At 47.3% G+C, this 11,832-nt stretch carries 16 protein-coding genes; 3 read left to right on the forward strand and 13 right to left on the reverse strand.

Annotation, left to right across the window (positions count from 1 at the left end; translation table 11 throughout):
- The first annotated feature begins 154 nt into the window (after positions 1-154).
- Positions 155-1,285 (forward strand): tRNA(Met) cytidine acetate ligase, encoded by a 1,131-nt coding sequence (locus tag KNO85_RS08530; RefSeq protein ID WP_214789026.1) that lies wholly within the window; start codon positions 155-157, stop codon positions 1,283-1,285.
- Here the strand turns inward: KNO85_RS08530 and KNO85_RS08535 are convergent.
- Genes KNO85_RS08535 through KNO85_RS08555 form a run of 5 tightly spaced genes read right to left on the reverse strand, consistent with a single transcriptional unit; the run spans position 1,264 to position 4,059 of the window.
- On the reverse strand, positions 1,264-2,256 hold the full coding sequence (locus KNO85_RS08535) for a SepM family pheromone-processing serine protease (RefSeq protein WP_214789029.1): 993 nt from the start codon (positions 2,254-2,256) through the stop codon (positions 1,264-1,266). The two genes, KNO85_RS08530 and KNO85_RS08535, sit on opposite strands and share 22 nt — an antisense overlap.
- Complete coding sequence (gene coaD, locus KNO85_RS08540; RefSeq protein WP_214789032.1) at positions 2,253-2,747, reverse strand: pantetheine-phosphate adenylyltransferase; 495 nt, start codon at positions 2,745-2,747, stop codon at positions 2,253-2,255. The genes KNO85_RS08535 and coaD overlap by 4 nt, the downstream gene beginning before the upstream one ends.
- A 5-nt stretch (positions 2,748-2,752) precedes the next feature.
- Entirely contained in the window at positions 2,753-3,319 is a 567-nt protein-coding gene (gene rsmD / locus KNO85_RS08545) for a 16S rRNA (guanine(966)-N(2))-methyltransferase RsmD (protein ID WP_214789035.1), read from the reverse strand.
- A 52-nt stretch (positions 3,320-3,371) separates the two neighbouring features.
- Positions 3,372-3,626 carry a YlbG family protein gene (locus tag KNO85_RS08550; protein ID WP_260569896.1) on the reverse strand — a complete coding sequence of 85 codons (255 nt, stop codon included), beginning with the start codon at positions 3,624-3,626 and terminating at the stop codon, positions 3,372-3,374.
- Positions 3,610-4,059 carry a YlbF/YmcA family competence regulator gene (locus KNO85_RS08555; RefSeq protein ID WP_214789038.1) on the reverse strand — a complete coding sequence of 150 codons (450 nt, stop codon included), beginning with the start codon at positions 4,057-4,059 and terminating at the stop codon, positions 3,610-3,612. The genes KNO85_RS08550 and KNO85_RS08555 overlap by 17 nt, the downstream gene beginning before the upstream one ends.
- A 132-nt stretch (positions 4,060-4,191) precedes the next feature.
- Between KNO85_RS08555 and KNO85_RS08560 the strand changes: the two genes are divergently transcribed.
- Positions 4,192-4,947 carry an ATP-grasp domain-containing protein gene (locus KNO85_RS08560; protein ID WP_214789041.1) on the forward strand — a complete coding sequence of 252 codons (756 nt, stop codon included), beginning with the start codon at positions 4,192-4,194 and terminating at the stop codon, positions 4,945-4,947.
- A gap of 104 nt (positions 4,948-5,051) precedes the next feature.
- Complete coding sequence (locus tag KNO85_RS08565; protein ID WP_015881291.1) at positions 5,052-5,414, forward strand: YugN family protein; 363 nt, start codon at positions 5,052-5,054, stop codon at positions 5,412-5,414.
- A 67-nt stretch (positions 5,415-5,481) separates the two neighbouring features.
- Here KNO85_RS08565 and KNO85_RS08570 read toward each other — a convergent pair whose 3' ends face one another.
- The 8 genes from KNO85_RS08570 to coxB all read right to left on the reverse strand — a co-directional run bounded on the left by KNO85_RS08570 (position 5,482) and on the right by coxB (position 11,785).
- Positions 5,482-5,766, reverse strand: a complete 285-nt coding sequence (locus KNO85_RS08570; RefSeq protein ID WP_260569895.1) for a hypothetical protein — start codon at positions 5,764-5,766, stop codon at positions 5,482-5,484.
- Positions 5,763-6,377: an SCO family protein gene (locus KNO85_RS08575; RefSeq protein ID WP_214789047.1), complete on the reverse strand. Its 615-nt coding sequence runs from the start codon at positions 6,375-6,377 to the stop codon at positions 5,763-5,765. The genes KNO85_RS08570 and KNO85_RS08575 overlap by 4 nt, the downstream gene beginning before the upstream one ends.
- A 21-nt stretch (positions 6,378-6,398) precedes the next feature.
- Positions 6,399-6,860 carry a DUF420 domain-containing protein gene (locus KNO85_RS08580; RefSeq protein WP_214698118.1) on the reverse strand — a complete coding sequence of 154 codons (462 nt, stop codon included), beginning with the start codon at positions 6,858-6,860 and terminating at the stop codon, positions 6,399-6,401.
- Positions 6,861-6,884: 24 nt separating this feature from the next.
- The gene (locus KNO85_RS08585) at positions 6,885-7,808 is read right to left on the reverse strand and encodes a cytochrome c oxidase assembly protein (RefSeq protein ID WP_214691744.1); all 924 of its coding nucleotides are present in this window, start codon (positions 7,806-7,808) and stop codon (positions 6,885-6,887) included.
- Between the two features lie 134 nt (positions 7,809-7,942).
- On the reverse strand, positions 7,943-8,272 hold the full coding sequence (locus KNO85_RS08590; RefSeq protein ID WP_214691743.1) for a cytochrome C oxidase subunit IV family protein: 330 nt from the start codon (positions 8,270-8,272) through the stop codon (positions 7,943-7,945).
- Position 8,273: 1 nt separating this feature from the next.
- The gene (locus tag KNO85_RS08595) at positions 8,274-8,900 is read right to left on the reverse strand and encodes a cytochrome (ubi)quinol oxidase subunit III (protein WP_015881284.1); all 627 of its coding nucleotides are present in this window, start codon (positions 8,898-8,900) and stop codon (positions 8,274-8,276) included.
- Complete coding sequence (gene ctaD / locus KNO85_RS08600) at positions 8,901-10,769, reverse strand: cytochrome c oxidase subunit I (RefSeq protein WP_214789865.1); 1,869 nt, start codon at positions 10,767-10,769, stop codon at positions 8,901-8,903.
- Positions 10,770-10,807: 38 nt separating this feature from the next.
- Entirely contained in the window at positions 10,808-11,785 is a 978-nt protein-coding gene (gene coxB, locus KNO85_RS08605) for a cytochrome c oxidase subunit II (RefSeq protein ID WP_214789867.1), read from the reverse strand.
- Positions 11,786-11,832: the final 47 nt, after the last annotated feature.

Here is an 11,832-nt window from a genome sequence, read left to right on the forward strand (position 1 = left end):
GAATCACCTCAATTGCAACAATATGAATTATAGATAGGCCAACTTGTTTTGTCAATGTTTTTTCTTTACACTAAAATCAGTTGACGACGGCGCTTTGCCAAAGCGTACTTACTCATCTTACACCAATCCATACGACAATGCAAAGGAGTAAATCATGCAAAAGACGGCCATTATTGCAGAGTACAATCCGTTTCACAACGGACACTTTTATCAAGCGCAAACTGCACGTCAAGAAACGGGTGCTGATGTCATGATTGCCATCATGAGTGCACAGTTCACTCAGCGAGGAGAACCGGCCTCTTTCGATAAGTGGAAACGGGCTATAGCAGCCGTCGAGAGCGGGGCAATCGATCTTGTCGTCGAACTGCCTACCAAGTACGGGGTACAGCGAGCGGATCGTTTTGCCACGTCTGCTGTTTCGATTGCAGAACAACTTCGTTGCCAAACGTTATCGTTCGGAAGCGAAAGCGGTGACGTCGACGCCATTGTTCACGCTGCTCAATCAAATGTCGAAGAGTCGCCTCTATATAAAGAGGCACTCCATCAAGCGTTACAAGAAGGACATTCATCGGCGCAAGCTTCGAGCCGAGCGTTTCATACTGTCTATCCGTCCTTTGATTTGACACGCCCTAACAATATTTTGGCCTATCATTATGCCAAAGCTGCGAAGACGATTCAGCTACATACGGTCAAGCGTCTCGGTGCAGATTTTCATGATACCTCACTCACGGACGTCATGTCGGCCACAGGCATTCGTGCCCATTACTTAGACACGGGTGAAGTTCGTGCCGTTCCTGCATCCACTGAAGCGATGTTTCGGACGCAATCGATGACGCATTGGGAACTGTATTGGCCCGTCTTACAATACAAGCTTCGGACGTTACCGCTCCACACATTGACCGAACTCGTTGGCATTGATGCTTCTCTTGCACCACGTCTGAAGCGAGCTGGGCTCGAAACATCATTTGACGCTGCCCTCACAGCCGTTTCGACACGTCGATATACGCGTACATCGATTCAACGGGCGTTCGTGTCCGTCCTTCTGCACTGGTTAAAAGATGACGTACCGACACGTTTTGACGATGTCCCGTACGTCAGGCCGCTCGCTTTTAACGAAATCGGTCGCATGGCGTTACGGGATGTGAAAAAAGAGTTGCCGCTCCTCAGTAAATATGACGAGCGTCTCGATTTTGAAGCCCGCGTTACCGAAGCGTATCGACTGCCGCTTCATAACGACGCACTAATCGAACATCGGCAACGACCTCAGTTCATCTCTTCCAAATAACGAATCGCGTCTTCGACCGTCTTCACAGGGACGACTTTGATGTCACTGTCGAGACGGTCGCGTGATTCGAGCGCTTCTTCATAATTGGAGCCGGCTGGAACGAAGAAGACTGTTGCCCCTTCTTCCTCTGCTGCGACAATTTTTTGCCATGCGCCTCCGATCGGTCCAACATTTCCTTCCTCATCAACGGTTCCTGTACCAGCAATCCGCTTTCCGTTCGCCAAATCGCCCGGTGTCAATTGGTCATAAATCTCTAACGTGAACATCATTCCCGCGGACGGTCCTCCGACATTCGTCAATGCGACATCGACTTCAGGCACTGCTGTGATTTCCTGGACGGGAAGTGGCTCATAAATGCCAATCCCGACGCGGTCACCACTTTGGTCAATCGGCTGAATGAGCGTCTGTACGACACGTTCTTCTCCGTCTCGCTCAATCGTCAACTCGACCTCATCTCCCGCGTCAGATTCCATCACCCGGTTTAAAAAGTCAGTACGCGTCGCAAAAGACATCCCGTCGATCGCCGTAATGATATCGCCTGGCTTTAACACGTTAGCGGCGAGCGAGCCGGGAATCGGTGCCGATACGTAAATCCCTTCAAAGTCGACCGTCACTTCTTTGCCGGCGAGCTCATACGCATATTGAATTGCCGCTTGTTGAGAGGAGTCCATCAGGAGTTGCTGCCGGCGATCGTAGTCCGCCTCACTTTCCCCATCATATAAATAGCGACTGGATAAATTGGCTTCTGTGAACGGTGTGACCCAACTTTCTACTAGCCAAAATGGCGTCGCACGTCGTTGGGAAATCGTCACCATCATCAGTTCCCCGTCGTCCTTTTCGCCACCTACGACGGTCAGGAATTCTTCAATCGACGTCGCCGCACCCGGTGATGAAATGTAATAAGGGAGCGGAACGAAGAGAAATAGAAGAACCGTGATGAGCAACCCGATCCCGATTTTTAGCGATTTCATTGTCCCGAACTCACTTGATATTTTTTGCGTAACGCCACTTCGACTTGTTCTGGTACGAGCTCACTGACTGACGCGCCATATTTCGCCACTTCTTTGACGATGGACGAGCTAAGGAATGAATATTGACTGTTCGTCATCATGAACAGCGTTTCTACGTTTTCATTCAGTTTTTTGTTGATCGATGCGATTTGAAGTTCGTATTCAAAATCAGAAACGGCTCGTAGTCCTCGTACAATCGTTGCCGCTTCCCGTTCCGCAGCGTACTCGACAAGAAGTCCGCCGAACGCATCGGCCGACACGTTCGGAAGATGTGTCGTCACATCTCGAATGAGTGCTAATCGTTCTTCCACATCAAATAGTGGGGCCTTACTTGAGTTTTCAAGGACGGCGACAATGACTTCGTCAAAGATGGCCGCTGCCCGCTCGATAATATCTAAATGTCCATTTGTGATCGGGTCAAAGCTCCCCGGGCAAATCGCAATCCGCTTCATTCGTTTCACTCCTCAATCGATGCATACTCATAAAAGCTGATTGTGATCACCTCTGAGTATCGCTGTTCTTTAATTCGTTCAAACCGTCCCACACGTTCTGGCAACGTCACGTCACTTCCGTGTTCACATACAATGACGCCAACGTCAATCAACATGTCAGAGGCATCAATCAGTTGCAAGAAAGCCTCATGCTCTTCCGCGTGATAAGGCGGATCCATAAAAATCAGCTTGAACTGTTCCTGCTGTCCTTTCAGCTGTTCGAGTACCGCCTTGGCATCTTGTCGATATATTTTTCCCTTTTCTTCATAATGGGTCGCCCGCAAATTTTCTTGAATCGTTTGCACGGCTTTCGGTTGACGGTCGACGAAAATCGCTTCGTCGCACCCTCTCGATAACGCCTCGATCCCAAGTCCACCACTACCCGCATATAGGTCTAACGCTTTCCCGCCAGAAAAGTAAGGACCGATGATGTTGAATAACGATTCTTTCACTTTATCTGTCGTTGGGCGCGTAGCCGTTCCCGGGACCGCCTTTAAACGGGTCCCTTTTCGTTCTCCAGATATGACACGCATGTCTTTCCCTCCAGCAGAAAAGATGAAGGTGATGCCACCTTCATCTTTTTGTTTATTTCGATTTTGTCTCGTACGTTTCGGAAATGAACGGGCGCTCGCTCCGAACGACCGATTCCACGAACGGCAATGCCTTCACTTGTTCGAGTACGGCTTCATGACCTTCGAGGTCCGTGTAAAGAAACGCATATTTTTCTCGTTTTGAGACAAAGTACAGATTCGCATAACGTCTTAACGCTTTCACTTGTTTCAAGGAATTCACGTATACGACGAAACCGATCCGTTCATTCAACTTAGACGGCGCATCCACAACTTCCGCCTCCTCCGCAACTGCCCCCTCCAGAACATCCACCTTCGTCAAAGAATGGATTACCGGTCGGGACTTTGATTTTAGGAGATACTGAATGAGCTAACAGTTCACTCACTTCCCCTAATAACTTATCCAAGTTTCGTTCCGCTTTTTTGAACGCTGCAATCTCTGGCTGGACATCGAGGCGACGTTTGATGAGATGCATCTCTTTTTTGATGCGGTCGTGGTCCGGATGATGCTTCCCGAAGCGCTGGACATACTCATAGTCCTCTTTCATCTTTAAGAACTCACGCTCGATTTCCTTTGCTTCTTGTGATGCGAGACGTGCCGCTTTCGTTTGAATATATGTTTGAAACGATTCGCTTGCTTCAATCAAATCGGTCAATTCTTCAGTTTGATCGAGCAGGGCAATCGTCTGTTCAGTGATTATCATACCCCTCACCCTTTCTGCCATGATTTTACCACAATTGTTTCCCTATGTAAGCAATCCACACTATAATTGAAGTTGACCGCAAGGCGTTCAATGTAGAAAGGAAGTGAATAGACGCACGATGTGTGTCTGTATATGAAAAAAGTTTCTTTTAATATGATTCGATCGGCCGGTATAAAGACGGAGTATGCAAAGCCTGAATATTATTACGACCAACTCGATAAAGTTCGTGAAGCTGACCTCGTCTTGTTCCCTGAGTATTGGATGGTCAATTCCATTATATACGGGATGAACAAAGCCATTTTCCCGTCCCCTGCGACTTATCACCTCGGGCATGACAAGATCGAGATGACGCGTGCCTTTAAAGCGACGTATCCTCACCGCATCCCAAAGACGCTCATTTACGGAAAAAATCCATATACAATCGAACGGGTATTGGAAGAGTTTCATTATCCATTCGTCGCCAAAAAAGCAAAATCTTCGATGGGCCAAGGTGTATGGTTGATTAAAAACGACCAAGACTGGTTAGAATATGTCGAGAACCACGATACGTTCTACGTCCAAGAATTCATCCCGAATGATCGTGACTTACGGGTCATCATCATCGGCGAGGAAGTGGTTGGATCCTATTGGCGTGTCAGCGAAGCCTTCTTGAATAACGTCGCCCAAGGAGCAAACTTCTCTTATGAGGATATTCCGGAAGACGTCGTTCAAGAAATTCAATCGATTGCCAATACGTTACACATCAATCACGCAGCGTTTGACGTCATCGTGACCGAGGACGGATTTTATATTTTGGAGTTCAACGTCTTTTTCGGTTCGGAAGGACTCCTCCCACTCGGCGTGAAACTCACTCAAAAAATCGAGGAATACTTAAATACATTAAGCTGATCAATCGTTCATCTTTTTTTCACAATTTGAACACACGTTATTCCAAGAACGTTTTTGAATATGGTATGATGACATATGAGGTTTATTCGAAAAGGGGGATTATGATGAAATTTGAGCAGTTCCACATCGAGGGAAAAGAAATCCGTTTTGGTTTGCTCGAGACGATCATGGATCATCATCATTTCATCCGTGAAGGTGCTTGGGACTACGAGCGTGCCACGTATGATATGAAATATGAGAAACAATCGACTGGCGAAACATTCTACCTTCGCTTACCTGTATACGCGATTGAAGGTCAAATCGAAGATCGTCACGCTGTCGTAAAAATGCTCACACCGATTTTAGGAAAGCATTATTACCCACACGGTGTTGAATACGATGAAGTCTTCCCAGAAGAAATCGTCCGCGATTGCGAACGTCGTCTAAAGGCTCTCGCCGAAACACTAGAAGTCAAACCCCTTGCATAAGCGAAGGGGTTTTCTTTTTGTCATAAATAAAGCCCATAGAAGCACACTGCTTCTATGGGCTTTATTTTTAGTTGGTTGCAATGATTGTCAACGTCACATCGACCTGACCGAGCAATAAGTCGAATTGGTCTCGAACATAGCGATACAATCGCTCTGCCTCGACGAGTGGTAATGAGGCAACGATTTGATAATCATAATGGTCTTTTGATCGAGACACGACCTTCACTTCTTTCAAGCCGAACTCAATGGCGCTACATGCGATCAAATCTTCAATCGCCCGTTCCGCGATCGTCACGTCTCCGTATGAATAGTCATTCCCAATCACAGCCATCGTATCGTTCAATGTGATCACTCCTTTTCATTCGCGAGCACTTTCACGTCCTCCATGATAGATTCGATATCGACCGGTTCATCCCCTGCCGTTGCCATCTGAGCGACAGCGCGAACATCATGATGACGGTCGATGACGTACATTGTCGTCGCATGTGTCACTAACCCGCTATTCGCCTTCGAATAATAAAATTGAAGCTGACGAGTGATTCGGTCGATATCGACTTGATCTCCCGTTAACATCTTCCAACCTTCAGGCTCCGCCTGGAACGCTTCCCCATAGTTTTTCAGTACGGGTACCGTGTCCACTTCCGGGTCGACGGTGATCGCAACGAGTTCTACATCCGAACCGTATAAATCCTCTGCCTTCAACTCTTTCTCCAACTTCATGAAATCACGTAACGTGAGCGGGCAAATATCTGGACAATTCGTATAGAAGAACGTGACAATTTTCACTTTTCCATTATCAGAATTGTACGTCTCTTCATTTAAAGCGTTCGTCAATGTGAACGGGGTCGGCTCTTGGATGACGGGCAAGTCGTCTTTATTGAAGAAAATAAAATAAACAGCCACTCCGATGACAACGAGCGTCAGGACGGTCAGACCGACCGTCATATAGCTATTCCGTTTCATACAGCTCTCCCTCTCTATGGATCATCCTCCGATTATTGCGCGGAATACGTTCGTCGTTTCACCAGGGTCATATGCCACATAGAGAAGAATATAGACGGTCACACCTGTAATGGCCGTGAAGAACCAGACGACCGATGCTTTCGGTCCGATTTTACGGTGCTTCTCAATCTTGTTTTTATAACCGAGATAAAGAGTGATCAACCCGAGGACACCACCCGTAGTCGCGAGTAGGATATGGAAAATCATAAAACCAAGATAGAACGGTTTTACAGAATCCGGTCCTCCGAATGCTGTGTTTCCGACAAAAATGGTACGTGAGACGTAAAGGATGAAGAATGTCGTCGCTGCAATCGCGGCCGCTGTCATCACTTTCTTATGTTTCTCGATGTTGCTGCGGTCTTTTGCGATAATCACCCATCCGATGGCGACCAGAATCGCACTGATGACGATAAATGACACACTAATTAAGGCAAGATAGTTCATCAATGTTTCCCCTTTTTGTTCTGTTTAATTTTTCTCATTCGTTTCTTGCGGAGTGAATGACATACCCTCATCTAACGCAAGAGACTTTGTACGGCGAACCCAACCGAAGAACGTCCATCCGAAGAAAAAGCCATAGACGATTTCTTGACCGAGTTTCATCAAGACCCCACCGAATCGTTGATCTTCGAGCGCACTGTTCGTCGCTCCCATGAGCGCCTCTAAATTAATACCTGACACGTCACCATTCGGTAGACAGTATCCAAGTACCCTAGCGAACGTCTCCGGGTCCGTATACGCGTTATAGAGCGTCGTTTGACTGAAGATGATCAGCGCACAGGCTGGCGTCAACAAGACTCCGTTGGCGATAATGTATACCATTCGTTTCAAGTCGGACATGCCTTCCTCCTCGTCTGTGACGAGCGGAACGATGACCGGGTACCACATCGTCAAACTAAAGACGACCAACGCCCCATGGAAGATGCGGTGTACGCCATAGTTCGTCAAGACATAGTCAAATACGACCGGCATGTGATAAATCGAGAACAATGCGTTAAATAAAATGAGCGCAATGAGTGGCTTTGTTAAAAACTTGAACGTCGGTCCGATGAATTTGAAGCTAAGTACTTTTTCAAACACCCAGTACGGTAGACCGTACACGACGAGTGCTGGTGCCAAAATGTAGACGAGAACCATCTGGAACATGTGCACCGATAAGATGATGTGTGCCAACACATCGATCGGACTTCCGAAACCAATATAATACAAGACAATCGCAAACAACATACTAAACTTTTGTAATAACGTGGTCGAGGCATATCCTCGCTTCGCCATTCTCTCAGTCACGACGGCGTATAACACATAAATCCCGACCATGAGCAATCCGAACAGCGGACTCCATAACGTGAGCCAATCAAATTGATTGAGCAGCTCCGACGTATTCCAGAGCATCCGTTCACCCCTTTTCTTTCTCTCCCTAACCTTTGAAACCGTTCACTTCAAGATTACTATTCATTCATTTTTGAAGTAAAGGAAAAAGGACCGAATCATCCGTGTTTCCACAGATGTTCAATCCTTTGTCACAATTACCAAATGAGTAAGCGTAGTGCAGCGACCGTGATGATGGCGACAAAGATGCCTAACCACATCATGCCGACGATCCATGTGTTCCCACGGTTATTCATATGCATGAAAATATACAACTGTAGGAAGACTTGAATGACCGCCAAGATGATTAAGAAACCACCTGCTGCCCAAACTGGCATGAGTTCCGCATAGACGGCACCGAATGCCACGAACGTGAGTAAAATCATCATCGCAAAGCTGATCAATTGAAGCTGATACTCGCGTTTCGATTCTGCTTTTACTTCAAGCTCTAATTGTTTGTGTGATTCGTTCATTGCTCGTTTTTCCATATTAGTTCACCATCCCTAAGAGGTAGACGATTGAGAAGATGAAGACCCAAACAACATCGATGAAATGCCAGTACAGACTTGATACATAAAACTTCGGTGCGTTGTACACATCGATTGGACGGTTCCAGTTACGAATCAAGAGTGTCGTGATCCAAAGGAGACCGAACGTGACGTGCGCTCCGTGGAAGCCGACTAGCGTGTAGAAGGCTGAACCGAATGCGCTCGACGTGAACGTATGACCGATGTGGTAGTAGTGAATGAACTCGTAAATCTCAGCACCAAGGAATCCAGCGCCTAGAAGGAGCGTCACAATCAACCAAAGCTTCATCCGCCCTGGATTGTTTGCTTTCATGTTCATCATCGCAAGGACACTTGTCAGTGAACTTGTGAGGAGGAGCATCGTCATGATGAAGACGAGCTCCATTTCAAAAATGTTATACGAGCGTAACTCCTCTGGCGCACCAGAGTTCAAGAGACCAACGTACGTTCCAAAGAGCGAGGCGAAGAGGACTGTCTCTCCACCAAGGAAGAACCAGAAGGCCACATATTTATTTTTCCCTTCCAGCGTTGCTTTCTCTGGATTGGCCGGGATACCGGTCACTGGGTGTTTTTCTACTGCATGTGCCATTTATTGTTCTCCTTTCTCACGAATCGCTTTCAAGTCTGCTTCGACTTGTGACTTCGGAATGTAGTAGCCGTGATCATCAATCCAAGAACGTAGGAACATCGAGACGAACGTCATCGCTAATCCAAACCCGATCAATGACCAACCGACCACTGCGTTATCTAAGTGGAAGATTGCTCCAAGTCCTGCAATAAAGAGACCGAGTGACATGAAGAACGGAATGAGCGAGTTGTTCGGCATATGAATGTCCGATACTTCTTCAGCGACTGACACGCGTTTGTTGCCAGCCATTTTCTCGAGCCAGAACGTATCAAGTCCTTTGACGAGCGGTGTTTGTGCAAAGTTGTACTCCGGAGTCGGAACAGGAAGTGTCCACTCAAGCGTACGTCCGTCTCCCCAATGGTCTGGTTTGACGCGTTCTTTCGACAAGAAGGCTTTTACGACAGCGACGAGCAAGACGATCGTTGACACACCCATGAAGAATGCTCCAGCTGTTGAGAGCATGTTGAGTGTATCCCAACCTTGACCACCGAGGTATGTGAAGACTCGACGTGGCATACCGAACAATCCGAGGAAGTGTTGCGGGAAGAACGTCAAGTGGAACCCGATAAAGAACAACCAGAACTGCCAGTATCCAAGCTTTTCAGAAAGGGCTTTTCCGAACATGAGCGGGAACCAGTAGTAAAGTCCTGCGAAGAGACCGTATACAACCCCACCTACGATTACGTAGTGGAAGTGAGCGACAACGAAGTAGCTGTCGTGGTACTGATAGTCAGCCGGTGCGACGGAGAGCATAACCCCTGTCATCCCACCTACGAGGAATGAAGGAATGAACGCGACTGAGTAAAGCATCGCGACGTTAAATTTAATTTGACCGCCCCATAGTGTGAAGAGCCAGTTAAAGATTTTAACACCGGTTGGTACGGCGATTGCCATCGTTGCAACAGCGAAGATTGAGTTCGCTACTGGACCAAGACCGACTGTGAACATGTGGTGAACCCAAACCATGAATCCAAGGAAACCGATAAGCATTGTTGCGAAGACCATCGTCGTGTAACCGAAGAGACGTTTACGCGCAAATGTCGGAATGATTTCCGAGAAAATACCGAATGCCGGTAAGATCAAGATGTATACTTCCGGGTGACCGAAGATCCAGAAAAGGTGTTCCCAGATGACAACGTTCCCGCCAAGTGCCGGGTCAAAATAAGCAGCTCCGAAGAGTCGCTCGAACATCAACATGAACAATCCGACCGTAAGTGGTGGGAATGCGAAGACGATCAATGCCGATGCAACGAAAGTCGTCCATGTGAAGAGCGGCATGCGCATGAGTTTCATACCTGGCGCACGCATGTTCAAGATGGTGACGAGGAAGTTAATCCCGGCCATCAAAGAACCGAAACCTGAAATCTGAAGACCGAGGGCGTAGAAGTCTACCCCTGTCGCTTCCGGTTGTGTTGAAAGTGGTGCGTAAGCCGTCCACCCTGCGTTCGGTGCTGCTCCGAAGAACCAGCTCAAGTTAAGCATGACTCCACCGAAGAAGAACAACCAAAAACCTAATGAGTTAATGAATGGGAACGCAACGTCGCGTGCCCCGATTTGAAGCGGTACGACAGCGTTCATGAAACCGAATAGCATCGGCATCGCCGCTAGGAAGATCATCGTCGTCCCGTGCATCGTAATCAATTGGTTAAATGTCTCACCGCTGACGAAATCGTTCATTGGTTTAACAAGTTGCCAACGAATCAGTAATGCTTCAATTCCACCGAGAAGGAGGAAGAAGATTCCTGAGAACAAATACAAAATACCGATTTTTTTGTGGTCAACCGTCGTAATCCAATCCATGATGCCATTGTATTTACGCGATTGCTGCATTGCAGTGGTCTGTGCCACGTGAAATCCCCCTTTTCCCGTTAGTCAATCTTCTGCTCATACAAGAAGTCAACGAGTGCGTCTAATTCTTCGTTGCTGATTTGACCTTCATTGAAACCTGGCATGAGAGCCCCTTGTTTCTTCTTCTGCGGGTCACGAATCCACTCTTTCAAGTTGTCCTCGTTATTTTCGAGGTAACCTGCGAGCCATTCGCGATCGCCGAAGTTCGTTAAACTTGGTGCAACTTTACCGCCGCCGTGACAGCTCAAGCAGCTTTCGACATACACTGCTTCACCTGTCGTCAAGTTCGTGTTGTCTGCGACAAGTTTCTCACCGTTCTCGTCTTGCTTGGCTTTCATGTCAGCGAGCCATTGATCATATTCTTCTTGCTCGAGCGCGATGACTTTAAAGTCCATAAGGGCATGTGACGGACCGCAAAGCTCTGCACATTTCCCGTAGTAAGTACCTGGTTCATTTGCATGTAACCACATTTCGTTATCAAGTCCTGGGTTCGTATCTGTTTTACCAGATAAAGCCGGTACCCAGAATGAGTGAATGACATCTTTTGACGTCAAGTTGATGCCGACTCGTTTTCCAACTGGAATGACGAGCTCTTGCGCTGTCACAACACCTGCTTCTGGATATTCAAATTCCCACCAGTACAAGTTTGCTGTAACGTTGATTTCTTCTTCTTTTTTCGCTTCTTTCGCTTTCGCGAGTTCGACAGTCGTCGTGATTGTCGGCACAGCGAGAATGATGAGAAGGATAATCGGAACGACTGTCCAAATCATCTCAAGTGTACTGCTACCTTCAACTTGCTTCGGAATCGATTCATCTTTCCGACGGAACTTCATGAGCACGTACACGTAAATGACCGATACGATGATGAGTACGAAGAGCATGATCGCCAAACTGATGAGAATGATACGGAGCTGAAGCTCAGCCCCTTCTCCCATCGGCTTCAATGCAGACAATCCCTCTTGACCGCAACCTGACAACAGGACTGCGAACATCATCATCGGGACGATGCCAAACAGAAGCTTCTTAAATGATTTCACAACAATCC

It is taken from the genome of Exiguobacterium sp. s124 (genome assembly GCF_018617485.1).
Lineage (GTDB): Bacteria > Bacillota > Bacilli > Exiguobacteriales > Exiguobacteriaceae > Exiguobacterium > Exiguobacterium aestuarii.

Coding starts and splice junctions, on each gene's coding strand:
- KNO85_RS08530 (WP_214789026.1), top strand. CDS start 155: ATGCAAAAGACGGCCATTATTGCAGAGTACAATCCGTTTCACAACGGA.
- KNO85_RS08535 (WP_214789029.1), bottom strand. CDS start 2,256: ATGAAATCGCTAAAAATCGGGATCGGGTTGCTCATCACGGTTCTTCTA.
- coaD (WP_214789032.1), bottom strand. CDS start 2,747: ATGAAGCGGATTGCGATTTGCCCGGGGAGCTTTGACCCGATCACAAAT.
- rsmD (WP_214789035.1), bottom strand. CDS start 3,319: ATGCGTGTCATATCTGGAGAACGAAAAGGGACCCGTTTAAAGGCGGTC.
- KNO85_RS08555 (WP_214789038.1), bottom strand. CDS start 4,059: ATGATAATCACTGAACAGACGATTGCCCTGCTCGATCAAACTGAAGAA.
- KNO85_RS08560 (WP_214789041.1), top strand. CDS start 4,192: ATGAAAAAAGTTTCTTTTAATATGATTCGATCGGCCGGTATAAAGACG.
- KNO85_RS08565 (WP_015881291.1), top strand. CDS start 5,052: ATGAAATTTGAGCAGTTCCACATCGAGGGAAAAGAAATCCGTTTTGGT.
- KNO85_RS08575 (WP_214789047.1), bottom strand. CDS start 6,377: ATGAAACGGAATAGCTATATGACGGTCGGTCTGACCGTCCTGACGCTC.
- KNO85_RS08580 (WP_214698118.1), bottom strand. CDS start 6,860: ATGAACTATCTTGCCTTAATTAGTGTGTCATTTATCGTCATCAGTGCG.
- KNO85_RS08585 (WP_214691744.1), bottom strand. CDS start 7,808: ATGCTCTGGAATACGTCGGAGCTGCTCAATCAATTTGATTGGCTCACG.
- KNO85_RS08590 (WP_214691743.1), bottom strand. CDS start 8,272: ATGGAAAAACGAGCAATGAACGAATCACACAAACAATTAGAGCTTGAA.
- KNO85_RS08595 (WP_015881284.1), bottom strand. CDS start 8,900: ATGGCACATGCAGTAGAAAAACACCCAGTGACCGGTATCCCGGCCAAT.
- ctaD (WP_214789865.1), bottom strand. CDS start 10,769: ATGCAGCAATCGCGTAAATACAATGGCATCATGGATTGGATTACGACG.
- coxB (WP_214789867.1), bottom strand. CDS start 11,785: ATGATGATGTTCGCAGTCCTGTTGTCAGGTTGCGGTCAAGAGGGATTG.